20 protein-coding genes are annotated in these 23,810 nt (G+C 73.5%); 15 read left to right on the forward strand and 5 right to left on the reverse strand.

The window, feature by feature from the left end:
• Positions 1 to 226: 226 nt before the first annotated feature.
• From ACF068_RS17730 to ACF068_RS17750, 5 genes are all read left to right on the forward strand, one after another.
• Positions 227 to 1,741 carry a flavin-containing monooxygenase gene (locus ACF068_RS17730; RefSeq protein WP_392275151.1) on the forward strand — a complete coding sequence of 505 codons (1,515 nt, stop codon included), beginning with the start codon at positions 227 to 229 and terminating at the stop codon, positions 1,739 to 1,741.
• Positions 1,738 to 2,616, forward strand: coding sequence for an alpha/beta fold hydrolase (locus tag ACF068_RS17735; RefSeq protein WP_392275152.1), 879 nt, complete (start codon positions 1,738 to 1,740; stop codon positions 2,614 to 2,616). Before ACF068_RS17730 ends, ACF068_RS17735 begins: the two co-directional genes overlap by 4 nt.
• Entirely contained in the window at positions 2,613 to 3,506 is an 894-nt protein-coding gene (locus ACF068_RS17740; protein ID WP_392275153.1) for an SDR family oxidoreductase, read from the forward strand. Before ACF068_RS17735 ends, ACF068_RS17740 begins: the two co-directional genes overlap by 4 nt.
• 96 nt (positions 3,507 to 3,602) lie before the next feature.
• On the forward strand, positions 3,603 to 3,800 hold the full coding sequence (locus ACF068_RS17745) for a hypothetical protein (protein ID WP_392275154.1): 198 nt from the start codon (positions 3,603 to 3,605) through the stop codon (positions 3,798 to 3,800).
• A gap of 295 nt (positions 3,801 to 4,095) precedes the next feature.
• The gene (locus ACF068_RS17750) at positions 4,096 to 4,938 is read left to right on the forward strand and encodes an alpha/beta fold hydrolase (RefSeq protein ID WP_392275155.1); all 843 of its coding nucleotides are present in this window, start codon (positions 4,096 to 4,098) and stop codon (positions 4,936 to 4,938) included.
• 18 nt (positions 4,939 to 4,956) lie between these two features.
• Here ACF068_RS17750 and ACF068_RS17755 read toward each other — a convergent pair whose 3' ends face one another.
• Positions 4,957 to 8,448: a S41 family peptidase gene (locus ACF068_RS17755; RefSeq protein ID WP_392275156.1), complete on the reverse strand. Its 3,492-nt coding sequence runs from the start codon at positions 8,446 to 8,448 to the stop codon at positions 4,957 to 4,959.
• Between the two features lie 162 nt (positions 8,449 to 8,610).
• On the opposite strand from ACF068_RS17755, the gene ACF068_RS17760 reads away from it, so the two are divergent.
• Positions 8,611 to 9,183 (forward strand): TetR/AcrR family transcriptional regulator, encoded by a 573-nt coding sequence (locus ACF068_RS17760; protein WP_392275157.1) that lies wholly within the window; start codon positions 8,611 to 8,613, stop codon positions 9,181 to 9,183.
• Positions 9,184 to 9,339: 156 nt separating this feature from the next.
• Entirely contained in the window at positions 9,340 to 11,511 is a 2,172-nt protein-coding gene (locus ACF068_RS17765; RefSeq protein WP_392275158.1) for an MMPL family transporter, read from the forward strand.
• A 49-nt stretch (positions 11,512 to 11,560) separates the two neighbouring features.
• Here ACF068_RS17765 and ACF068_RS17770 read toward each other — a convergent pair whose 3' ends face one another.
• Positions 11,561 to 11,923, reverse strand: coding sequence for an SsgA family sporulation/cell division regulator (locus ACF068_RS17770; RefSeq protein ID WP_392275159.1), 363 nt, complete (start codon positions 11,921 to 11,923; stop codon positions 11,561 to 11,563).
• 160 nt (positions 11,924 to 12,083) lie between these two features.
• Here ACF068_RS17770 and ACF068_RS17775 point away from each other — a divergent pair, with 160 nt between their 5' ends.
• The 5 genes from ACF068_RS17775 to ACF068_RS17795 all read left to right on the forward strand — a co-directional run bounded on the left by ACF068_RS17775 (position 12,084) and on the right by ACF068_RS17795 (position 17,167).
• Positions 12,084 to 13,148 (forward strand): energy-coupling factor ABC transporter permease, encoded by a 1,065-nt coding sequence (locus ACF068_RS17775; RefSeq protein ID WP_392275160.1) that lies wholly within the window; start codon positions 12,084 to 12,086, stop codon positions 13,146 to 13,148.
• 1 nt (position 13,149) lies between these two features.
• Positions 13,150 to 13,911, forward strand: coding sequence for a cobalt ECF transporter T component CbiQ (gene cbiQ, locus ACF068_RS17780; protein WP_392275161.1), 762 nt, complete (start codon positions 13,150 to 13,152; stop codon positions 13,909 to 13,911).
• Positions 13,908 to 14,681, forward strand: coding sequence for an energy-coupling factor ABC transporter ATP-binding protein (locus ACF068_RS17785; protein WP_392275162.1), 774 nt, complete (start codon positions 13,908 to 13,910; stop codon positions 14,679 to 14,681). Before cbiQ ends, ACF068_RS17785 begins: the two co-directional genes overlap by 4 nt.
• A gap of 252 nt (positions 14,682 to 14,933) precedes the next feature.
• Positions 14,934 to 16,118, forward strand: a complete 1,185-nt coding sequence (locus ACF068_RS17790) for a serine hydrolase domain-containing protein (protein WP_392275163.1) — start codon at positions 14,934 to 14,936, stop codon at positions 16,116 to 16,118.
• Positions 16,119 to 16,351: 233 nt separating this feature from the next.
• Positions 16,352 to 17,167, forward strand: a complete 816-nt coding sequence (locus tag ACF068_RS17795; RefSeq protein ID WP_392275164.1) for a response regulator transcription factor — start codon at positions 16,352 to 16,354, stop codon at positions 17,165 to 17,167.
• On the opposite strand, the gene ACF068_RS17800 is transcribed toward ACF068_RS17795, so the two are convergent.
• The 3 genes from ACF068_RS17800 to ACF068_RS17810 all read right to left on the reverse strand — a co-directional run bounded on the left by ACF068_RS17800 (position 17,152) and on the right by ACF068_RS17810 (position 21,288).
• On the reverse strand, positions 17,152 to 17,571 hold the full coding sequence (locus ACF068_RS17800) for a hypothetical protein (RefSeq protein WP_392275165.1): 420 nt from the start codon (positions 17,569 to 17,571) through the stop codon (positions 17,152 to 17,154). The genes ACF068_RS17795 and ACF068_RS17800 overlap by 16 nt on opposite strands.
• A gap of 144 nt (positions 17,572 to 17,715) precedes the next feature.
• Positions 17,716 to 19,356, reverse strand: coding sequence for a penicillin-binding transpeptidase domain-containing protein (locus ACF068_RS17805; RefSeq protein ID WP_392275166.1), 1,641 nt, complete (start codon positions 19,354 to 19,356; stop codon positions 17,716 to 17,718).
• Positions 19,357 to 19,554: 198 nt separating this feature from the next.
• Positions 19,555 to 21,288 (reverse strand): dolichyl-phosphate-mannose--protein mannosyltransferase, encoded by a 1,734-nt coding sequence (locus ACF068_RS17810; protein WP_392275167.1) that lies wholly within the window; start codon positions 21,286 to 21,288, stop codon positions 19,555 to 19,557.
• Between the two features lie 52 nt (positions 21,289 to 21,340).
• Between ACF068_RS17810 and rsmI the strand changes: the two genes are divergently transcribed.
• From rsmI to ACF068_RS17825, 3 genes are all read left to right on the forward strand, one after another.
• A complete protein-coding gene (rsmI, locus tag ACF068_RS17815) occupies positions 21,341 to 22,240 on the forward strand; it encodes a 16S rRNA (cytidine(1402)-2'-O)-methyltransferase (protein WP_392275168.1) in 900 nt (299 codons plus the stop codon).
• Positions 22,241 to 22,368: 128 nt separating this feature from the next.
• Entirely contained in the window at positions 22,369 to 22,824 is a 456-nt protein-coding gene (locus ACF068_RS17820; protein WP_392275169.1) for a hypothetical protein, read from the forward strand.
• A gap of 39 nt (positions 22,825 to 22,863) precedes the next feature.
• Entirely contained in the window at positions 22,864 to 23,733 is an 870-nt protein-coding gene (locus ACF068_RS17825) for a TatD family hydrolase (RefSeq protein WP_392275170.1), read from the forward strand.
• Positions 23,734 to 23,810: the final 77 nt, after the last annotated feature.

A 23,810-nucleotide genomic window follows, 5' to 3' on the forward strand; every position in this document is an offset into this window, starting at 1 on the left:
TGTCCGCCGGTCCGTGCACCCGTCCGTCCGCCGGGCCGTCCGTCCGCCCGCCCGTCCGCCCGTTCGCCCGCTGGTTCGTCACGCCCGCCACCCTATGTCGTACCGCCGGTAACTTCTCCGCCCCGACCCCTACCGCTCGGTATGGACCTGCTCTACTCTCCCAACAACCGTGCCAGTGATTGCTGGCAGAGTTTCACGGATCTCGGAATTCCGATGCGGAGGCGGCATGAGCCAGCACGAGCACGTACGAGTGGCGGTGATCGGATCCGGATTCGGCGGCCTCGGAGCCGCCGTCCGGCTGCGCCGCGAGGGGATCACCGACTTCGTCGTCCTGGAGCGGGCCGACTCCGTCGGCGGCACCTGGCGCGACAACAGCTACCCCGGCTGCGCCTGCGACGTACCGTCGCACCTCTACTCGTTCTCCTTCGCGCCCAACCCGGACTGGCCGCGCACCTTCTCCGGGCAGCGGCACATCCGCGCCTACCTGGAGCACGTCACCGACACCTTCCGGCTGAGCCCGCACCTCCGCCTCGGCCACGAGGTGCTGATGATGCGCTGGGACAACGACGAGCTGCGGTGGGAGATCGAGACCTCGCGCGGGACGCTCACCGCCGACGTCGTCGTCTCCGCCACCGGACCGCTGTCCGACCCCAAGATCCCCGACGTCCCGGGGCTGGCCGCCTTCGAGGAGGCGGGCGGCAAGGTCTTCCACTCCGCCCGCTGGGACCACGACTACGACCTGGCCGGCAAGCGCGTCGCCATGATCGGCACCGGCGCCTCGGCCATCCAGATCGTCCCCGCGATCCAGCCGAAGGCGGGGAAGGTGACGCTGTTCCAGCGCACCCCGCCCTGGGTCATGCCCCGCATGGACCGCGCCATCAGCGGCGTCGAGCGGTGGCTGCACAGGCAGGTCCCGTTCACCGGGACCGCCCGGCGCGGACTGCTGTGGGGCATCCGGGAGTTGCAGGTCGGCGCCTTCACCAAGCGGCCCGACGGGCTGCGGCTGGTCGAGTCGATCGCCCGGGCCAACATGGCCCGGGCCATCAAGGACCCCGCCCTGCGGGCCAAGCTGACCCCCTCGTACCGCATCGGCTGCAAGCGGATCCTGCTGTCCAGCGAGTACTACCCGGCCCTGGCACGACCCAACGTGGATGTGGTCGCCTCCGGGCTCGCGGAGGTGCGCGGCCGGACCGCCGTGGCCGCCGACGGGACGGAGGCCGAGGTCGACGCCATCGTCTTCGGCACCGGGTTCCACGTCACCGACATGCCGATCGCCGACCGGGTGGTGGGCGCGGACGGGATCACGCTCGCCGAGGCCTGGAAGGACGGCATGGAGTCGCTGCGCGGCGCCACCGCCGCCGGCTTCCCCAACTGGATGACCATCATCGGGCCGAACACCGGCCTCGGGAACTCCTCCATGATCCTCATGATCGAGTCCCAATTGAACTACCTGGCGGACTACATGCGGCAGCTCGACGTGCTCGGCGGCCGGGCCGCCCTCGCCGCCCGGCCCTCGGCGGTCGCCGCCTGGAACCGGCGCGTCCAGGCCCGCATGGAGCGGACCGTGTGGAAGGCCGGCGGCTGCGAGAGCTGGTACCTCGACGCCAACGGGCGCAACACCACGCTCTGGCCGGGCACGACCTCCGAGTTCCGGCGGGCCACCCGCGAGGTGGACCTGTCGGAGTACGAGGTCGTCCGCGCCCGGTCGCTGACGACCGAGCCGAAGGGGGCCGTGGCATGAGGGTCGTCCCCGCCGTCTCCGCCGACGGTTCGTCGCTGCACGTCGAGATCCACGGGGCCGAGGGCGCCCCGGCGGTGGTCCTGTCCCACGGCTGGACCTGCTCGACGGAGTTCTGGGCCGCCCAGGTGCGGGACCTGTCCGCCGACCACCGGGTGGTCGTCTACGACCAGCGCGGGCACGGGCGTTCGCCCGCCGTCGGACGGTCCGGCTACACCACGGACGCCCTGGCCGACGACCTGGAGGCGGTGCTGGCCGCCACGCTGGAGCCGGGCGAGAAGGCGGTGCTGGCCGGCCACTCCATGGGCGGCATGACGCTCATGGCCGCCGCCGGCAGGCCGGGGCTGCGGGAGCACGCGGCGGCCGTCCTGCTGTGCAGCACGGGCGCCTCGCGGCTGGCCGCCGAGTCGCTGGTGCTGCCGCTGCGGGCCGGGCGGCTGCGGACCCGGCTGACCCGGGCCGTGCTGGGCGCGCGGGCGCCGCTCGGGCCCGTCACCCCGGTGTCCCGGGCCGTCCTCAAGTACGCCACCATGGGCCCCGGTTCGGCCGCCGAGCGGGTCGCGGAGTGCGCCCGGATCGTGCACGCCTGCCCGCGCGCGGTGCGGGTGGCGTGGTCGCACGTGCTCGCCGGGCTGGACATCGAGTCGGGCGTACGGGAGCTGGCCGTGCCGACGGCGGTGATCGTCGGTACGGCGGACCGGCTCACCCCGCCGGTGCACGCGCGGGCGCTGGCCGCCGCGCTGCCCGAGTGCGTGGGGCTGGAGGAACTGGCCGGCGTCGGGCACATGACGCCGGTGGAGGCGCCGGAGGCCGTGACGGCCCGGATACGCGCGCTGGTCACGACGTACGTCCGTACCGAGCAGGAGGAAGCGGCATGAGCAGGGTGAGCCTGGAGGGGCAGGTCGCCGTCGTCACGGGCGGGGCCCGGGGCGTCGGTGAGCTGCTGGCGCGCAAACTGTCCGCGCGGGGCGCGAAGGTGGCGCTGCTGGGCCTGGAGCCGGAGCTGCTCAAGGAGGTCTCCGGGCGGCTGCACACCGAGAGCGACTGGTGGCACGTCGACGTCACCGACCACGAGGCGATGGCCCGGGTGGCGGCCGAGGTGAAGGAACGCTTCGGCAAGGTGGACGTGGTCGTCGCCAACGCGGGCGTCGCGTCCGGCGGTCCGTTCGTGGACTCCGACCCGGTCGCCTGGCGGCGGGTCATCGAGGTCAACCTGATCGGCGGCGCGGTGACGGGACGCGCGTTCCTGCCGGTGCTGACGGAGAGCCGGGGGTACTTCCTCCAGATCGCGTCCCTCGCGGCGATCACCCCGGCACCGATGATGACCGCGTACTGCGCCTCCAAGTCCGGGGTGGAGGCGTTCGCGCACAGCCTGCGGGCCGAGGTCGGGTACAAGGGCGTGCGGGTCGGCGTCGGCTACCTGTCGTGGACCGACACCGACATGGTGCGCGGCGCCGACGAGGACGACGTGATGCGGGAGTTGCGACAGCGGCTGCCCTGGCCGTCGAACCGGACGTACCCGCTGGGCCCGGCGGTCGACCGGATCGTCGCGGGCATCGAGCGGCGCTCGGCGCATGTGTACGCCCAGTGGTGGCTGCGCGGCATGCAGTCGGTGCGCGGCTACCTGCCGGGGCTCATCGCGACGGTCGGACAGCGCGAGATGCGGCGCTTCGAGCCGCGGCTGGCCGGGGTGCGCAAGGGGCTGGTCGGCGCGGGCGGCGCGGCGGACGAGCGGGCGCGCACGGAGGGTGACCACCTGGTTACTTGATCGAAATGCGCGGTATGTCCGGCCGTGCCAATCTGGTCGAGGCCGGGGACCGATCAGGTTCCCGCAGTCCCCCACATCCTTTCAGGAGACACCTCGATGGGTATCGCAGACCAGTTCAACGACAAGGCGCAGGACATGAAGGACCAGGCCAAGCGCCGCGCCCAGGACGTGAAGCGCGAGGCGCAGGAGCGCACGCAGAAGGGCCAGCCGAAGGGCCGCCAGCAGCGTGACGAGCGCCGTCCGCAGGAGGACACGCGCATGGCCCAGGAGCGGCTGGACCTCGACGAGGTCTGACGCACGCCTGGTCGTGGGAGGCGCACCCGGGACGCCGGGTGCGCCTTTCGCGCGCCCGGCGGGAGGGGGCCGGGCGCTTCTCGCGTGTGGTGGGTGGTGTGCGCTTCTCGCGCGGGGCCCGGCCCGGCGGCGGCCACCTGACCCGCGCATGCGGAGTGCCGCGTACCGCTGGCGCGGATGATCATGGGCCGGGTAGCGTCCGTCACCGGGGCACCCCGGAACCGGGGTCGACCGGCGGCCGGCCCCGACCCGGCGCGCCGCCGGCGCCGCGCAGGCCGGGAAAGGGAGCCGACCGATGAAGCCGACCTTCGTCCTCGTCCATGGAGCGTTCGCCAACTCCTTCTCGTTCGCGCCCCTCCAGGCCGAACTGGGCCTCCTCGGGCACCGCTCGGTGGCCGTGGACCTGCCCGGCCACGGATTCGGGGCGACCTTCCCCCTCGCCTACCAGGCGCCGCAGGACCCGGAGGGGCTCGCCACCGCGCCCGGTGCGATCAAGGGCGTCACCCTGGCGGACAACGTGGCCCATCTGACCGGCGTCCTGGAGCGGGCCAAGCGGAACGGGCCCGTGATCCTGGTGTCCCACAGCCGCGGCGGCGCGACGGCCACGGCCACCGCCAACGCCCGCCCCGATCTGATCGACCGCCTCGTCTACGTCTCGGCCTGGTGCCCGGTCGACCTGGACGTCGCCGGCTACTACGCCGAACCGGAGATGGCCACCGTCGACGTCGCCGCCCTGGCCCCGGCGATGGCCGGCGATCCGGCCGCGCTGGGCCTGCTGCGGACCAACTTCCGCACCGCCGACCCGGAGGTCCTCGCGGCCTTCAGGGCGGCGTTCTTCGCCGACGGCACCGACGACGAGTTCCTGGCCTTCCTCAACACCTTCCAGCCCGACGAGAACCTGGACGCCGGCACCTCCGACGACCGGGCGCGGGCCGCCACGTGGGGCCGCATCCCGCGGACGTACATCCGGCTGGCCGACGACAGGAGCCTGCCGCTCGCCCTCCAGGACCGGCTGATCCGCGAGGGCGACGCCCTGACGCCGGACAACCCGTACGACGTCCACACCCTCGACGGCAGCCACCTGCGGTGGCTGGTCCACCCGGAACCGGCGGCCCGGCTGCTGGCGGGACTCGCCTAGTCCCCCCCAGGTCTCCCGTCACGCCCCCGGTCGCGGCGGGAGCTCGGGGCGGGCGAGCGAGGGGACCTGGGAATAGTCGGGCGGACGGGACGCGGGGTGCGTGGACAGCAGGTCCAGCGCGACCTCCACCGCGTCCGCGAGCTGCCGGTGGCGGCCCTCCGCCCAGTCCAGCGGGGTGCGCAGGATCTCGATGTCCGGGGCCACCCCGTGGTTCTCGACCGACCAGCCGTACTCGTCGAACCAGGCTGCGTTCATCGGCACCGTGATGACCGTGCCGTCGCCCAGCCGGTGGCGGCCCGTCATGCCGACGACGCCGCCCCAGGTGCGCTGCCCGACCACCGGGCCGAGGCCCAGCAGCCTGAACGCGGCCGTGATCATGTCGCCGTCCGACGCGGTGGCCTCGTCCGCGAGCGCGACCACCGGGCCGCGCGGGGCGTTCGAGGCGTACGAGACGGGCTGGGCGCCCCGGGTGAGGTCCCAGCCCAGGATCCGGCGGGTGAGCTTCTCCACCACGAGCTCGCTGATGTGCCCGCCCGCGTTGCCCCGGACGTCCACGATCAGCGCGGGCCGGGACACCTCCAGCCGCAGGTCCCGGTTGAACTGCGCCCACCCCGAGCCGCCCATGTCCGGGATGTGCAGGTACCCGCACCTGCCGCCGCTCAGCTCCCGCACCACCTCGCGGCGCTTGGCCACCCAGTCCTGGTACCGCAGCGGCCGCTCGTCCACCAGCGGGACGACGGCCACGCGCCGTGCGCGGCCCTCGCCCCCGCCGGGGCGGAACGTCAGCTCCACGGTCGTCCCGCCCGCCCCGGCCAGCAGCGGATACGGACCCGCCACCGGGTCCACCGGCCGGCCGTCCACATGGGTCAGGACGGCACCCTCGCGGATGCCCGTACCGGCCAGGGGCGAACGCGCCTTGGAGTCCGACGACTCGCCGGGGAGGATCCGCTTGACCGTCCACCGCCCGTCCCGGCACACGAAGTTGGCGCCCAGCAGCCCCTGGGCGCGCTGGTAGTGCGGCGGCCCCTCGTTGCGGCGCGCGGGCGTGACGTACGCGTGCGAGGTGCCCAGCTCCCCGAGCACCTCCCGCAGCAGGTCGGCGAACTCGTCGGGGGAGGCGACCCGTTCGACGAGCGGGCGGTACTGGTCGAGGACCGCGTCCCAGTCGATGCCGCTCATGCCGGGGTCCCAGAAGTAGGCGCGGATGATCCGGCCCGCCTCGTCGTACGCCTGGCGCCACTCCGCGCCCGGGTCCACCTCGTGCAGGATGCGGCGGGAGTCGACGTACACGGTGGTGTCGCTGTCGCCCGTCTCGGTCGCCGGGACGGCCCGCAGGTCGCCCTCGTCGACCACGACGAGCCGGGTCCCGTCGCCGCTCACCGCGAACCAGTCGAGGTGGTCGACCAGTTCGGTGCGGCGGGCCTTGGTGAGATTGAAGTGTTCGAGGGTGGGCCGCCCGGACGTGTCGGCCGGGTTGACGAACGTCTCGCCCAGCGCGCCGGAGATCGGCCAGCGCAGCCACACCAGGCCGCCCCCGCTCACCGGGTGCAGGGACGAGTACTTGGAGGCGGCGACCGGGAAGGGCGTCACCCGGTTCTCCAGCCCCTCGAACTCCACCACCACCGTCCCGTCGCCCTCGGCGGCCTCCTCCGTGAGGTCCAGCCCGCCCGCCGCGGGACGCCCCTCGGGCGACAGCGCGAACGGGGACGGCGTGGTGGAGGCGAGCGGGACGAGGTGCGGGCGGCAGCCGAGCGGGAAGGACAGGTCCCCGGTGTGCACGTCATACACCGGGTCGAAGCCCCGCCAGGACAGGAAGGCCAGGTAGCGGCCGTCCCGGGTGAAGACGGGGCTCTCGTCCTCGAACCGGCCGTTGGTGACGTCCACGATCATCCGGTCGGCGATGCGGGCGATCTTGATCTGGCGCAGTGACCGGCCGATCCCCGGGTGGGACCAGGTCAGCCAGGCGCCGTCGGGGGAGAAGGCCATGTCGCGGACGGGCCCGTTGATCGAGCGGGTGAGCTCGGTCAGCCGCCCCGCCGCCCCGCCGCCCGCCCCGCCGTCCGGCGCGCCCGCCCCGCCGTCCGGCGCGCCCGCCGTGGCGCCGGCCACTCCGCCCGCCGGCCCGGCCTCCGGTCCACCGGCCACTCCGCCCGCCGCCGCGCCCTCCGGTCCGCTCGCCGTGGCGCCGGCCGGCTCGGCCGGGGCCTCCGCGACCGGCTCCCCGGGCTCCTCCGCGGAGACCCCGGCAACCGCCTCCCCGGGCTCCTCGGCGGGCTCCTCCGAGACGTCCAGGAGCAGCAGCCGGCCGTCGTTCGACGCGATGGCCAGCCGCTCGCCGTCCGGGTCGGCCGCCATCTCCGTCACATGGCCCAGCTCGCCCGCCGCGAACCGCCGGGGCGGCCGGTCGCCGCTGGCGCGCGGCAGGTGGGCGACCTCGACGGCGTCCGCGCCCTCGGCGTCGGTGACGTACGCGATCCGCCCGCTGCTGCCGAGCATCTCCGGCAGCCGTACCCGGACGCCGGGGGTGTCGGCGATCGTCCGCGCGGGGCCGTCCCGGTGGGTGAGCCAGTACAGGCTGCCGCGTACGGAGACGGCGCTGGCCCGGCCCGTCTCGTCCACCGACACGGCGTCGACGTTGCTCGCCGTCGGCACCTGGTAGGTGCGCCGCCCCGCGCGCGGGCCGCCGAGCCGCACGGCCAGCCTGCGCGGCACCGAGTCCGGGGTCAGCGCGTCCACCATCCACAGGTCGCCCGCGCACTGGTAGACCACGCGGCGCCCGTCGGAGGAGGCGTGCCGGGCGTAGAACTCGGCGTGGTCGGTGTGCCGGCGGAGGTCGGTGCCGTCCGGCAGGCAGGAGTAGAGGTTGCCGACGCCCTCGTGGTCGGAGAGGAACGCGATCCGGCCGTCCACGAACATGGCGCAGTCCAGGTGGCCGCCCAGATCGGGCAGCAGCCGCTCGCCCTGGAGCCACAGCCGCCCCGTCGCCCCGCCCCGGTACCGCTTCCACGAGGCGGGCTCGTGCGGCGGCTTGCCGGTCAGAAGGAGGGTGAGGTGCTGCCCGTCGACGTCCGCGACCGCGATGTCCGAGACCGGCCCCCACGGCAGGCGCCCGCCGGGCGAGCCGTCCACCGGGACCTTGTACGCCCACGAGAAGTGCGAGAACGGCTGGCCGTGCGAGGCGACGGCCAGGACCTCGCCGTCCGGCGTCCACCCGCACACCCGGGTGTCGAGCGACCCCCAGTAGGTGAGCCGGCGGGCCGGGCCGCCGTCGACCGGGGCCAGGTGGATCTCGGGGTCCAGGCTGCGCCAGTTCGTGTAGGCGATGTGCCGCCCGTCCGGCGAGAAGCGCGGGTGCCCGACGCGGGTCCGGTCGACCGTCACGCGCCAGGCCCGGCCGGGCGGTTCGCCGTCCTCGGCCAGCGGGGCGACCCACAGGTCGTCCTCGGCCGCGAAGCACAGCAGGCCGTCGTGGAGGTGGGGGTAGCGGAGGTACGCGCCGTCGCTGCTCACACAGCCATGCTTTCCGCGCTCGGGGGGCCCGGCAACCCGACCCCGGGCGCCTTCCCCGGGAGAGGTGACCCGGAACACGTACGAAACGGTTTCGTTTCGCAGTGCCGCGGGCATAGGGTCCTCGGTGTACGAAACCGTTTCGTCTCGATGGGAGTCGGAGGCATGGCACGCGGCAGGCTCACCCCGGAGCGCGAGTCCGAGCTGTACGAAGCCGTGCTCGACCTGCTCCGCGAGGTCGGTTACGACGCCCTCACCATGGACGCCGTCGCCGCCCGCACGCACTCCAGCAAGGCCACCCTCTACCGCCAGTGGGGGAGCAAGCCCGAGCTGGTCGCCCACGCCCTGCGGCACAACAAGCCGGTCGACATCGCCGAGATCGACACCGGCTCGCTGCGCGGCGACTTCCACGAGATGCTCGCGCGTTCCGACGACTGCCAGATGGAGCGGGACTCCGCGCTCATGCGGGGCCTCGCCCATGCCGTCCACGACAATCCCGACCTGCTCCAGGCCCTGCGCGACCTGCTCGTCGAACCGGAGATGACCGGGCTCGACGAGGTGCTGGGCCGTGCGGTGCGGCGCGGCGAGATCGCCGTGGACAACCCCGCGCTGGGGCTCGTCCCGCACATGTTCATCGGTGCCTTCGTCGCCCGGCCCCTCATCGAGGACCGGCCGGTCGACCGGGACTTCCTCACCGCGTACATCGACGCCGTGGTCCTCCCCGCCCTGGGCGTCTGACGCTCCACCGCACCACCAGCGTCACCGCGTACCACCAGAACCACCCGGCACCACCGCGCACACCCGGCACCACCGCGCACCACCTGACACGTACCGCTCACGCTGTCGGGCCGACTCCCCATGTCCTTGTCCCACCCATCACCGGGAGACGCCCCCGTGGCAACGTTCCTCTACAGACTCGGCCGGTCCGCCTTCCGGCGCCGCCACCTCGTGGCCCTCATATGGGTCGCGCTGCTGGCGCTCGCCGGCGTCGGCGCCGCCTCCGCGCCCGTCGCGACGTCCAGCTCCTTCTCCATCCCGGGCACGGAGGCGCAGAAGGCCTTCGACCTGCTCGAAGAGCGCTTCCCCGACGCGGGCGCCGACGGCGCCACCGCGCGGGTCGTCTTCAAGGCGCCCGACGGCGCGAAGATGACCGACCCGGCCAACAAGGCCACGGTCGGCAAGGCCGTGACCGAGCTGAAGAGCGGGTCCGACCAGGTCGCCCACGTCACCGACCCGTACACCGTCCAGGCGGTCTCCCGGGACGGCGGCACCGCCTACGTGCAGGTGTCCTACAAGGTCAACGGCATGGAACTGACCGACGCGACGCGCGAGGCGCTGAAGGAGACCGGCGAGGAGGCCCGGAAGAGCGGGCTCACCGTCGAGATCGGTGGCGACGCGCTCCAGACCGTCCCGGAGACCGGCGCGGGTGAGATCGTCGGCGTGGTCATCGCCGGCATCGTCCTGGTCATCACCTTCGGGTCCCTGGTCGCGGCCGGGCTGCCGCTGCTGACCGCGATCATCGGCGTCGGCATCGGCGTCTCGACGATCACGGCGCTCGCCTCCGCCCTCGACCTCGGCTCCACCACCTCCACCCTGGCGATGATGATCGGCCTCGCCGTCGGCATCGACTACGCGCTGTTCATCGTCTCCCGCTACCGCGCCGAGCTGGCCGAGGGCCGCGAGCGGGAGGAGGCGGCCGGACGGGCCGTCGGCACGGCGGGCTCCGCCGTCGTCTTCGCCGGGCTCACCGTGGTCATCGCCCTGGTCGGCCTGGCCGTCGTCAACATCCCGATGCTCACCAAGATGGGCTTCGCCGCGGCCGGTACGGTCCTGATCGCCGTCCTCATCGCCCTCACCCTCATCCCCGCGCTGCTCGGCTACGCCGGCAAGCGCGTGCTCGGCCGCAAGGCCCGCAAGGCGGCGGCGGACGCGCCCGTGGCCGACAAGCCCAACATGGGCACCCGCTGGGCCCGCTTCGTGCTGCGCCGCCCGGTCGCCGTGCTGCTCGTCGGCGTCCTGGGCCTCGGAGCCATCGCCGTACCGGCCGCCTCGCTGGAGATGGGCCTGCCCGACGACGGCGCCCAGCCGACCTCCACCACCCAGCGCCGCGCCTACGACCTGCTGTCGGACGGCTTCGGCCCCGGCTCCAACGGCCCGCTGATGGTCGTCGTCGACGGCGACAGGGCCGCCGCGGACCGGACCGTCACCGACATCAAGGGCCTCGACGGGGTCGCGGCCGTCACCCCGGCCACCCCGAACAAGGCCGGCGACACCTCGATCATCACCGTCGTCCCGAAGGACCGCCCCTCCTCCCCCGAGACGGAGAACCTGGTCCACTCCATCCGCGACACCACCGGTGACGACGTGCTGGTCACCGGCGCGACCGCGATGAACATCGACTTCTCGCAGAAGATGAACGACGCGCTGCTGCCCTACCTGGCGCTCGTCGTGGGCCTCGCCTTCCTGCTGCTGATGGTGGTCTTCCGGTCCGTGCTGGTGCCGCTCAAGGCCGCGCTCGGCTTCCTGCTGTCGGTGGTCGCCGCCCTCGGCGCCGTCGTGGCCGTCTTCCAGTGGGGCTGGCTCGGGTCGCTGTTCGGCGTCGAGCAGACCGGCCCGATCATGAGCATGATGCCGATCTTCATGGTGGGTGTCGTGTTCGGCCTGGCCATGGACTACGAGGTCTTCCTCGTCACCCGGATGCGCGAGGCGTACGTCCACGGGGAGCGGCCCGGCGAGGCGATCGTGACCGGCTTCCGGCACGGGGCGCGGGTCGTCACCGCCGCCGCGGTGATCATGATCGCGGTGTTCTCGGGCTTCATCGGCTCCAGTGAGCAGATGGTGAAGATGATCGGCTTCGGCCTCGCCGTCGCCGTCTTCTTCGACGCCTTCGTGGTCCGGATGGCCGTCGTGCCGGCCGTGCTCGCCCTGCTGGGCCGCAAGGCCTGGTGGCTGCCGCGCTGCCTGGACCGCGCCCTGCCGAACGTGGACGTGGAGGGCGAGGGGCTGCGCAAGGAACTGGGCGGCGACGCCTCCGAGGGCGGCGAGCGGGAGCTCGTACGCGCCTGACGCCTCACGCCGGACCCAAACGCCGTCACCGCGTCGCGCCGTCAGCCCCTCAGTGGGTGACGGGCGACGTGGTGGCGGCGTACGTGCGCCGGAGGAAGCGCAGCAGCGCCGAGGAGTCGAACTGCACCACGGCCACGCCCTCCGGCGCGTGGAACTCCACGATCGTCTGGACCCGGCCGCACGGCCAGATCCCGATGTCCCCGGCGCGGGCCGGGGCGCGCAGCCCCGACTCCAGCAGGGTGCGCGGGAAGCTCCACTCGGTGCCGCCGGGGAAGCACAGCCGCACGGTGGCGGGCTCGGCGCCTTCCGGCCGCTCGTGGCACACCGCGACGGGAACGGGGCGGGAGAGGGGACCGTCGGTCACGATCAGGGCCTTGGTGTGGACTACGACACCTTCCTCAGCGGGGTACATCGACCGACTCCTCACGCTCGCCTCATTTGTCTCTAATGTCCCACCATTCCGCGCGGTGCGCCCCCGCCCCCTTCTGTGATGTGGACGCTCTTGCAAGTCGTTCGCAAAAGGACCCATCATCGAAGCCGTTCCTGTCCGCCTGTCCGAAAGCGGTCCCCGCATGCATGTCCCCGACGGATTCATCAACGCGCCGGTCTCCGCGGCCGCCGGTCTCGCCGCCGCCGGTGCCGTCGCGGTCAGCCTGCGCGGAGCGCGCCGGGAGCTCGGCGGCTCCGGCGCCGACGGCCACGGCGGGGAGCGGACCGCCCCGCTGGCCGGGCTGGTCGCCGCCTTCGTCTTCGCCGTGCAGATGCTGAACTTCCCGGTCGCGGCCGGCACCAGCGGGCACCTGCTGGGCGGCGCGCTCGCCGCGATCCTCGTCGGGCCCTGCACGGGGGTGCTGTGCATCGCGGTCGTCCTGCTGATGCAGGGCGTCCTGTTCGCGGACGGCGGGCTCACCGCCCTGGGCGTCAACATCACCGTGATGGGCGTAGTCACCGTGCTCGTCGCGTACGGGCTCTTCCGCGCCCTGGTCAAGGTCCTGCCCCGCTCCCGCCGCTCGGTGACCGTCGCGTCGTTCGTCGCCGCGCTGGCGTCCGTACCGGCCGCGGCGGTCGCGTTCACCGCCCTCTACGCGGTCGGCGGCACCACCGACGTCCCCGTCGGGAAGGTCCTCACGGCCATGGTCGGCGTCCACCTGCTGATCGGCCTCGGTGAGGCGGTGATCACCACCGCCACGGTCGGCGCCGTGATCGCCGTACGCCCCGACCTGGTCTACGGCGCCCGCGGTCTGTCCACCCCGCTGAAGCTGCGGGTGGGCGGCGAGCTGGTCGACGCCGCCCCCGCACCGGTGGCGCCGGCGGCCGCCCGCTCCACGAAGAAGGTCTGGGCCACCGGCCTGGCCGCCTCCCTCGTCCTGGCCGGCGTCGTCTCCTTCTACGCCTCGGCCAGCCCCGACGGCCTGGAGAAGGTCGCCGCCGACCAGGGCATCGACCGGAAGGTCCAGGAGCACGCCGCCGCCGGCTCACCGCTCGCCGACTACGGCGTCAGCGGCCTCACCGACGCCCGCCTGTCCGGAGGGCTCGCGGGCGCCATCGGCGTCGGCGCGACGGTCCTGGCCGGCACGGGCGTCTTCCTCGCCGTACGCCGCCGCCGCGACGGCGCCCGTACCGGCGGAACCGTCTGACATGGGCGCCGGTCACGCGCACAAGCTCTACCGGCACGGCCACTCGCCCGTGCACACGCTGCCGCCGCACTGCAAGCTCGCCGCCGTGCTCTGCTTCGTGGTGGTCGTCGTCTCCACCCCACGCGAGGCGGTCTGGGCGTTCGCCGCGTACGCCGTGCTGCTCGCCGCCGTCGCGGCCGCCGCCCGGGTGTCGCCGGTGTTCGTGCTGCGGCGGCTGGTGATCGAGGTGCCGTTCGTCGCGTTCGCGTTCCTGATGCCGTTCGTGGTGCCCGGCGAGCAGACCGAGCTGTTCGGCGTGTCCGTCTCCGTGCCCGGGCTGTGGGACGCCTGGAACGTGCTCGCCAAGGGCACCCTGGGCGTCGCCGCGTCCGTACTGCTCGCCGCCACCACCGAACTGCGCGCCCTGCTGCTGGGGCTGCAACGGCTGAGGCTGCCACCCCTCCTCGTCCAGATCGCCTCCTTCATGATCCGGTACGGCGACGTCATCACCGACGAGATGCGCCGCATGTCCGTCGCCCGGCGCTCGCGCGGCTTCGAGGCCAGGGGCGTCCGGCACTGGGGCGTGCTCGCCAAGTCGGCGGGCGCCCTGTTCATCCGCTCCTACGAGCGCGGCGAGCGCGTCCACCTGGCGATGGTCAGCCGTGGCTACGCCGGAACCATGCCGGTCCTCGACGAGGTGACCGCCTCCCGGGCGCAGTGGTCCACGGCCGCCGCCCTCCCGCTCACCGCCCTGATCATCTGTCTGCTGGGATGGACGCTATGAGTCTCAGTTTCGTGCCGTCGCTCGACGTCCGCGGCCTCGCGTACGCCTACCCCGACGGCCACCAGGCGCTGTTCGGCGTCGACCTCACCGTCGAGCGCGGCGAACGGGTCGCGCTGCTCGGCCCCAACGGCGCCGGCAAGACCACCCTCGTGCTCCACCTCAACGGCATCCTCACCGGCGGCGCCGGGACGGTGACCGTCGCCGGGCTGCCCGTCGCCAAGGGCAACCTCGCGGAGATCCGCCGCCGGGTCGGCATCGTCTTCCAGGACCCCGACGACCAGTTGTTCATGCCGACCGTCCGCGAGGACGTCGCCTTCGGCCCGGCGGCGGCCGGGCTGCGCGGCCCCGAACTGGAGGCGGTCGTGCACAAGGCGCTCGACCGGGTCGGCATGGCGGAGTACGCCGACCGGCCCCCGCACCACCTGTCCTTCGGCCAGCGGCGCCGGGTGGCGGTGGCCACCGTGCTCGCGATGGAGCCCGAGATCCTCGTCCTCGACGAGCCGTCGTCCAACCTGGACCCGGCCTCGCGCCGCGAACTCGCCGACATCCTGCGCTCCCTGGACGTCACCGTCCTGATGGTCACCCACGACCTGCCGTACGCCCTGGAACTGTGCCCGCGCGCGGTGGTGCTCAGCGGCGGTGTCATCGCGGCGGACGGCCCGACCGGCGAGCTGCTCGGCGACGAGGAGCTGATGCGCGAGCACCGCCTGGAGCTCCCATTCGGCTTCGACCCGGCCGCCAGGCCGACCCGGAAGCCCGCGCCCCGCTAGGGCGTGTGTCGAAAGTGGCGTCGTCCGCCCGGAGGGCGGGGCCGGGGGCGTTCGGTGCGTGCGATCGCAAGGCGGAGGGTGGGGGCACCTCCCGCGCCGCCAGGCGCAGGGGGAGAGAGCGCAGCGGGCTGCGCCGACGACCGACAACGCGGCGAGCGGGCGTGCCGGGCGTTCCCGGCCAGACGGGACTTTCGACACACGCCCTGGCACGTTGCACCATGGGGTGAACGATCGCGAGAGGAGCGTGGGAGCGTGGACGTCCAGGAGATCCAGGACATCCAGGACATCCAGGGCACGGTGCAGCCGGGTTTCGAGCCGGTCAGGGACGCGTTCCTGCGCAACTTCCGGCAGCGCGGCGAACGCGGTGCCGCGGTCGCCGTCTACCGGGACGGCCGCAAGGTCGTCGACCTGTGGGCGGGCGTCAAGGACGTCGACGGCACCGCCCCGTGGGCCGTGGACACCGCCCAGGTGGTCCGCTCGGCCACCAAGGGCGTCGCCGCCGCCGTACCCCTGCTGCTGCACCAGCGCGGGCAACTGGACCTGGACGCCCCGGTCGGCACGTACTGGCCGGAGTTCAAGGCGGCCGGCAAGGAGCGGGCGCTGGTGCGCCACCTGCTGTCGCACCAGGCGGGCGTCCCGGCCCTGGACCGGCCGCTGACCCTGGCGGAGGCGGCGGACCCGGACGTGGCGTCCGACGCCGTCGCCGCCCAGGCACCCGCGTGGGAACCGGGCACCGGCCACGGCTACCACCCGCACACCTACGGCTGGCTGCTGGCCGCGCTGGTCCTGCGGGTCACGGGCCGCACCATCGGCCGCTGGGTCGCGGAGGAGATCGCCCGCCCGCTCGGCCTCGACCTGTGGATCGGCCTCCCGGCGGACGAGGCCCACCGGGTCGGCCGCATCGGCCCGGTCGAGGAACCGGCCACCGGCGGAGCCCTCACGCTCCGCCCCAAGCGCTCGGTCGCCGACGCCTACGCCGACCCCGGCTCGCTCACCCGCCGCGCCTTCGGCGCCATCGACCCGGCCCCCGACGAGAACGACCCGGCCTACCGCGCCGCCGAACTCCCCGCCTCGGCCGGCATCTCCACCGCCCGCGCGCTCGCCCGCTTCTACGCCGCGACCCTCGGCCCGGTGGACGGCCACCGCCTCTTCGCCCCGGCGACCCTCGCGATGGCCCGCACCGAGGAGTCCGCCGGTCCCGACCGGGTCCTGGTGGTCTCCACCCGCTTCGGCCTCGGTCACATGCTGCACGGCCCCGCGTCGCCGCTGCTGTCCCCGGGGTCCTTCGGGCACCCCGGGCGGGGCGGTTCGCTGGGCTTCGCCGACCCCGCCTCGGGCATCGCCCTCGGCTACGTCACCAACGGGATGCGCAAGGGCGTCACCGCCGATCCGCGGGCCCAGGCCCTGCTGCGGGCGGTCAAGGCGTCGATCGCGTGAGGCCGCGGCCGCGCCCCGGATCCGTACGCCCAGCTCCGCGACCCCCGTGCGCGGAGCGGAGCACGCGCCCCGCACCGGCCGGCTCAGGCCGTGCGGGGCGCTCCACCGAGCGGCCCTGGAGGCGGTGCCTCCGGGTGTAACCAGTCGGCGGGTGGGGATCCGTCCCCCCTACGATGGCAGCGCGGCCGAGGCCGATCCATGGGGAGAACTGCGTATGGACTGCGGAGGGAGCCGTGGCGTACCCGGGGGAGCACGACTACGAGCGGATGCTCGGTCTGGCCGTCGCCGTCATGGAGAGCCGACGGCCCGGCGAGGTGTGGCGGCTGGTCGCCGCGGAACTGCTGCGCCGGCTCGACGGCTCGCTGCTGCTGGTGAAGGACGACGAGTGGACCCCGTCCGGCGGCGCGGTCGGCGTCTGGCTGCCGGACGCGCCGGCTCCGGTCGCACCGGACGACGACACCGCCCGGCTGATCCGCTCCGGGTACCCCTTCGCGGGCCACTACGGCGACCACGGCGACCGGGACCCCAGGACGGCGGCCCAGGTCGCCGGCGACCGGGCCTGGTCCCACAGTGAGACGGCCAGCGAGCTGCGGCGGTCCTTCGGCACCCGCCACATGCTCGGCCTGCCGCTCCCCGGCGACGACGGCGCCGTGCGCGGCTTCATCGTCCACCGGGACGGCGCCGACTTCGACGCCCGGGACCTGCTCTACGCCGCTCGGGTCCAGCCGCTGCTGTCCGCCGCCGCGGCGCACCACCGGCTGCTGGCCCACCGGTGCGGGGACGGGCCCGTCGCACCGGCGGACGAGCGGCACGGGCTGACGCCCCGTGAGACGGCCGTCCTGCGGACGCTCGCCGAAGGGCTGCCCGCCACGGCCATGGCCCGGCGGCTCGGTGTCTCGGTCCGGACGGTGCACAAGCACCTCCAGAACCTCTACCGCAAGCTCGACACCGCCGACCGCCTCGGCACGGTCCTCCGCGCCCAGGAGCTGGGTCTGCTGACGGCAGCCCCGGGAGCGGCGGCCCGGCCCGGCGGTCAGTGGACCTGCTGACCCGTCAGCAGCCCCAGGAGCTGGTCCATCTCGCCCCGCCAGATGCGGTGCACGTTCATCCGGGTCGGCTTCTGCTGCCCGGGCAGCAGGACGCGGAACGAGCTCCATATGGTGTTGCGCCGTACGTCACCGATCATCGCGCCGACCTGCGCGGGCGGCAGCGCGAACGCGATCTCCTGGGGGCGGTTGCTCATCCGGCTCGCCTTGTGGATGACGACGCTCTGCTCGGTCAGGGTGATGAAGTAGTACGTCAGGAACGCCTGACCGATCAGCCCCAGCATGCTCATCAGCCACACGCTGGGCCCGGCGACGGCCTGGATGGTGACGACGGGACGGTCGGTCGGGTTGGCCTGCGCGAGGGCCTCCGCCACTTGCTGCTGAATGGTCGCCTTCTTGATGGCCATCGGGCCCTCCCCAGGATGCGGAATGTAAGCCCCCACTTCCGGGGGCACCGCAGAATACCCAGGCGGTCCGGCCCGGCCACGGGCGGTCCCGGGAAGCGCCCGCGGCCCGCACGGCGGAGTGTCGCGCACCGGCCGCGCGGGGCGTCACCGGGCCCGGAGCACCGCCGCGACGACCGGGCCCGCCGCGTCACCGCCGTGGCCGCCCGACTGGACGACCGCCGCGGCCGCCAGGTCGTCCGCGAACCCGGCGAACCAGCTGTTGGAGTCGGTCTGCCCGCCGACCTCCGCCGACCCGGTCTTGGCGCCCTTGTCGCCGCCGACACCGGCCATGGCGGCCGCACCCGTCCCGCTGGTCGCGGTGGCCCGCATCATGTCGCGGAGCTGCTGGGCCGCGCCCGGTTCCAGGCCGCGTGCGGCGGTGGCGACCTCCCGGCCGTCCAGCGAACGCGGCACGATGACCGGCTGCCTGAAGGAACCGTTCTTCGCGGTCGCCGTGATGGAGGCGATGTTGAGGACGTTCATCTGGACCGTGCCCTGCCCGATGTACTGGGCCGCCGCCTCGCCGCCGGTCTCCGCGGGCACCGAGCCGTCCCAGGAGGGGATGCCCGTCTGCCAGTTCAGGCCGATCCCGAAGACGTCGCGGGCCTCCCGGCCCAGGGCGGCGTCGTCACCGACGTCGTCGATCAGCTTGATGAAGGCGGTGTTGCAGGACTTCTTGAAGCTCTGCTGGAAGGTGCTGCCCGCCGGCAGGTCGAAGTGTTCGAGGTTGTGGAAGGTACGGCCCTGGTACATGGCCTCCTCAGGGCATTCGGCCGGGCGGTCCGCGCTCACCAGGCCCTTCTCCAGCAGCATCGCCGCCGTCATCACCTTCAGGGTGGAACCGGGGGCCTGCTTGCCCAGGAACGCCGCGTTGAAGGCGTCCGCGCGGTTGTTGGCGACCGCCCGGACCTCACCCGTGGACGGCTTGACGGCCACGACCGACGACTCGCCGAATCGCTGGACCGCCCGCTCGGCCGCCGCCTGCACCCCGGCGTCCAGCGTGGTGGTGAGCTTGCCCGGCACGCCCTTGGCGAGCGTCAGGAGCGTCTGGTCGGCGACGCCCTCGGCCGGGGAGTCGATCCAGGTCTCGATGCCGGGCCGGCCGCCCGCCTCGGCGCCGTACTTCTCGCGGAGTTGGTCCAAGATGGGCTTCAGGGACGGGTACTTCTCCGGCGTCAGCTCCACCCCCTCGTGGTCGACCGCCCGGACGGGCGGGTTCGCCGCCTCCCCGGTGCGCAGCACCGACCCCTCGGTGAGCTTGGGGTGGATCACCGACGGCTTCCAGTCCACCAGCGGCAGGCCGCTGGTGACGCCCCGGACGACGGTGAGTTCGGAGGCGTACGCCAGGCGCTGGGAATGCCCCTCGTACGTCACGGTGGCGTCGACCGTGAACGGCACCCTCGCCCCCACCGGCGTGCCGGGCGTGATGACCGCCTTCGCCACGTGGGCCTCCTTCCGGAAACCCGCCACCGCGGGCCCGGCGGAACCGGCGTCGTCGGTCAGCGCGCCCGCCGCGGTGTCGTCGCCCGCCGCCCAGGCGGCCAGGAAGTCCTTCGCCGTCCGCTCGACCTCCTCGGCGGTCACCGGACCGCTGCCGGCCCGCCTCGGGGCCGATGCCGACGCGGTGTTCACCCCGTCCGCCCCGCCGGTGATCCCGTTCCAGACGTTGTACGCCCCGTACCCCACACCACCGGCCACGACGGTGAACACACCGGCGACGACGGCGACCTTCGCTCCACTCCGCATCGTGCGGTCCCCCTCCCCTGGAGCCCACTTGAACACGTTCAAGCAGTCAACTCGGGTCACCCTACGGGACGGTAGTGACGCCCGAGGCGACCGTTATCCGACCGGAACACCACGGCCCCGGACACCTGCGACGGTGTCCGGGGCCATGGGCCGACCGGCAACGCGGGAGGCCGATCCACCGGTGGCGCCCGCTCCTGATCACACCCAGGTGTCCAGCCACATCCGGTCGCGCCAGTCGTCCATGGGGATCGACTGGCCGGTGTAGAGGGGCCAGAAGTAGATGAAGTTCCAGACGATCAGCAGGACCAGGACGCCCGCGCCGACCGCGCCGATCGTGCGGCGGCGTTCCGCGGCGCCGTCGGTGCCCGGCGGGCCCAGCATCGCCCCGATCATCATCGCGACCGCGAGGCACAGGAACGGTACGAACACCACCGCGTAGAACAGGAAGATGGTGCGCTCCTGGTAGTGGAACCACGGCACCCAGCCGGCCGCCACGGCGCACGCGATCGCCCCCGCCCGCCAGTCGCGGCGGAAGAACCAGCGCCACAGGACGTACAGCAGGGCGAAGCACGCCGCCCACCACAGCAGCGGGGTGCCGATCGCCAGGACCTCGCGGGCGCACTTCTCCGTGGCGTCCGCGGGGCAGCCGTCCCGGCCGGGGCGGGGGTCCTCGTAGAAGTAGGAGACCGGCCGGCCCAGCACGATCCAGCTCCACGGATTGGACTCGTACGTGTGCCCCGAGGTCAGGTTGACGTGGAAGCCGTACACCTCGGACTCGTAGTGCCACAGGCTGCGCCACCAGTCGGGGAACAGCCAGGACCACGAACTGTCCTTGCCCTCCGTGGCCGCCCAGTTCCGGAAGTACCCCTTGTCCGTGAAGATCCAGCCCGACCACGACACCAGGTACGTGCCGATCGCCACCGGTACCGTCGAGACGAACGCGGGCAGCAGGTCCCGCCGCACGACGCTCGCGTACGGGCGGTAGGCACCGGCCGTACGGCGCGCGCCCACGTCCCACAGCACCGTCATCACCCCGAACGCGGCCAGGATGTACAGGCCGTTCCACTTGGTGGCCGCCGCCAGGCCCAGCATCAGCCCCGCGGTGATCCGCCACGGCCGCCACCCCAGGCGCAGCGTCTCCGCCACCGCCCCGTCCGGGCGCAGCAGCCCGTCCGCGTCCACCGGCAGCGCGGCCGCCAGCCGGGCACGGGCGGCGTCCCGGTCGAGCAGCAGGCACCCGAACGCCGCCAGCACGAAGAACATCAGCACCTGGTCGAGCAGCGCCGTACGGCTCATGACGAAGTGCAGCCCGTCCACCGTCAGCAGCGCGCCCGCCAGACAGCCCAGGAACGCCGACCGGAACAGCCGCCGCCCGATCCGGCACAGCATCAGCACCGACAGCGTGCCCAGCACCGCCATCATGAAGCGCCAGCCGAACGGGTCGAACCCGAACAGGTGCTCGCCCAGCCCGATGACCCACTTGCCCACCGGCGGGTGCACCACGTACCCGGGGTCCGTGGGGACCGGCACCGCGCCGGGGTCCTTCAGGATCGACGCGTCGACGTCCTTGGGCCACGACCCCTCGTACCCCTGGTTGATCAGGGCCCAGGCGTCCTTGGCGTAGTACGTCTCGTCGAATATCACCGCGTGCGGCCGGCCGAGCTGCCAGAACCGCAGCAGGCCCGCGACGAGCGCCACCAGCAGCGGCCCGCCCCACGCGGCCAGCCGCCACAGCCGTTCGGCGACGGCGGGCGGTGCCCCGAGGATCGTCCACAGCCGCCCCGAGGGGCGGGCGTACGGAGGCACCAACCGCTCGCGCAGGCCCGTCACCGGCCGTGGCACGTAGCCGAAACGACGCAGGCGCTGCTGCCACGGCGGCGGCTCTCTACCGGCGTCCTGCCCGTGCAGGGCCTTATGAGCAGTACTGGTCACCGCGCCATCGTAGGGAACGCGCCTGTGCGAGTCGCCCGTCCGGGCTGCGAGGATGGCCCCCGTGACAGGAACGGTGACCGGAACGCTCGTACTCGCAGGGACCCCGATCGGTGACGTGGCGGACGCCCCGCCCCGCCTCGCCGCCGAGCTGGAGAGGGCCGACGTCGTCGCCGCCGAGGACACCCGGCGGCTGCGCCGGCTGACCCAGGCGCTCGGCGTGCACACGACCGGCCGGGTCGTGTCGTACTTCGAGGGCAACGAGTCCGCCCGCACCCCCGAACTGGTCGAGGCCCTCGCGGGCGGGGCGCGGGTCCTGCTGGTCACCGACGCGGGCATGCCGTCCGTCTCCGACCCCGGCTACCGGCTGGTCGCCGCCGCGGTCGAGCGGGACATCCGGGTCACCGCCGTGCCCGGGCCGTCCGCCGTGCTGACCGCGCTCGCCCTGTCCGGGCTGCCCGTCGACCGGTTCTGCTTCGAGGGCTTCCTGCCCCGCAAGGCCGGCGAGCGGCTGTCCCGGCTGCGGGAGGTCGCCGCCGAGCGCCGCACGCTCGTCTACTTCGAGGCCCCGCACCGCCTCGACGACACGCTCGCCGCGATGGCCGAGGCGTTCGGCGCGGACCGGCGCGCCGCGGTGTGCCGGGAGCTGACCAAGACGTACGAGGAGGTCAAGCGCGGCGGGCTGGGCGACCTGGCCCGCTGGGCGGCCGAGGGCGTACGCGGCGAGATCACGGTCGTCGTCGAGGGCGCCCCCGAGACCGGGCCCGCCGAGCTCGACGCCGCCGAGCTGGTGCGCAGGGTGCGGGTGCGCGAGGAGGCGGGGGAGCGTCGCAAAGAAGCCATCGCCGCCGTCGCCGCCGAGGCCGGGCTGCCCAAACGCGAGGTCTTCGACGCCGTCGTCGCGGCAAAGAACGCGTCTCGCGAAGGCTCAGTGGACGGTAAAGGACTATCGTGAAAGGCAAAGACCAGACCGTGCGGCAGGCCTTCCGGCATGGGAAGCCCCAAAAGCGGTCCATCATTCGGCAGGTGCCTACGCACTCCCGCCCGTGAAGGCGTCCACTGGTTCAGTGGAGAGGAGCTGGCATGAGCGAGACCACAAGCACTCCGGTCGGCCATGAGGCATATGCCTTCGCCTGCATGAAGTGCGGGCACGGCTGGGAACAGTCCTACGACATAGAGCACCACACCGACATCAGCGGTCACGAGTTCGTCGTCTACAAGGCCGAAGGCGGGCTGCGGGTCCCCTCCCCGCTCTCCAACCCCACCTGCCTCAACTGCGGAGGCCATGTCGTCCGCATCATGCGCGCCGGTCAGGTCTCCTCGGTGCTCGACCTGCTCGCCCAGCAGCAGGCCGAGCCCAGCAAGGGCTCCGTCGGGGCGGCCGGGCCGAGCCTCGGCCAGGAGCGCTCACCGACGACGGCCCCGACGGCACCGGCGACGGCCACGGCCGCCTCCGGGACACCGCCGGACACCCCGTCCGCCAAGGAGCCGCACCACTGGCACCTGTCCGACCTGCTCCACGCCTTCCACCGCAAATAACCCCGGGGAGGCCGGCCCGGGCTTCCGTACGATCGGGGCATGAGTTCCAAGGACGCCCCGCCGCCGCTGCCCGAACCCCTCGGGGTGCCGGTCGCCGATTCCCACACCCACCTGGACATGCAGTCCGGCACCGTCGAGGAGGCCCTCGCCAAGGCCGCCGCCGTCGGCGTCGAGACGGTCGTCCAGGTGGGCTGCGACCTCAAGGGCTCCCGCTGGGCCGCGGAGACGGCCGCCGCGCACGCCGACGTCTGGGCGGCCGTCGCCCTGCACCCCAACGAGGCCCCGCGGATCGTGCTCGGGGACCCCGACGGCTGGTCCCGGCAGGGCGCCCGGGAGGCCGGCGGCGACGCGGCGCTCGACGACGCGCTCGCCGAGATCGACCGGCTCGCCGCCCTCCCGGAGGTCAAGGCGGTCGGCGAGACCGGCCTCGACCACTTCCGCACCGGCCCCGAGGGCATCGCCGCCCAGGAGCGGTCCTTCCGCGCCCACATCGAGATCGCCAAGCGCCACGGCAAGGCCCTGGTCATCCACGACCGCGAGGCCCACGACGACGTCCTGCGCATCCTCGCCGAGGAGGGCGCCCCCGAACGGACCGTCTTCCACTGCTACTCCGGCGACGCCGACATGGCACGGACCTGCGCCGAGGCCGGCTACTTCATGTCCTTCGCCGGCAACGTCACCTTCAAGAACGCCCAGCCGCTGCGCGACGCCCTCGCCGTCGCCCCGCTCGACCTCGTCCTCGTCGAGACGGACGCGCCCTTCCTGACGCCCGCCCCGTACCGCGGACGGCCCAACGCCCCGTATCTCGTTCCGATCACGGTCCGGGCGATGGCGGCTGTGCGGGGGATCGACGAGGAGGCCATGTCGACCGCGATCGCCGTCAACACGGCACGCGCCTTTGATTACTGACCGATAACGGGCGGTCGGCCGCTCAGGGTACCGCTGACGACACACGGTAGTCGAATCGCTTTGGAGAGTGACCGGCG

The organism is Streptomyces sp. NPDC016309 (genome assembly GCF_043077235.1).
In the GTDB taxonomy this organism is placed as follows: domain Bacteria; phylum Actinomycetota; class Actinomycetes; order Streptomycetales; family Streptomycetaceae; genus Streptomyces.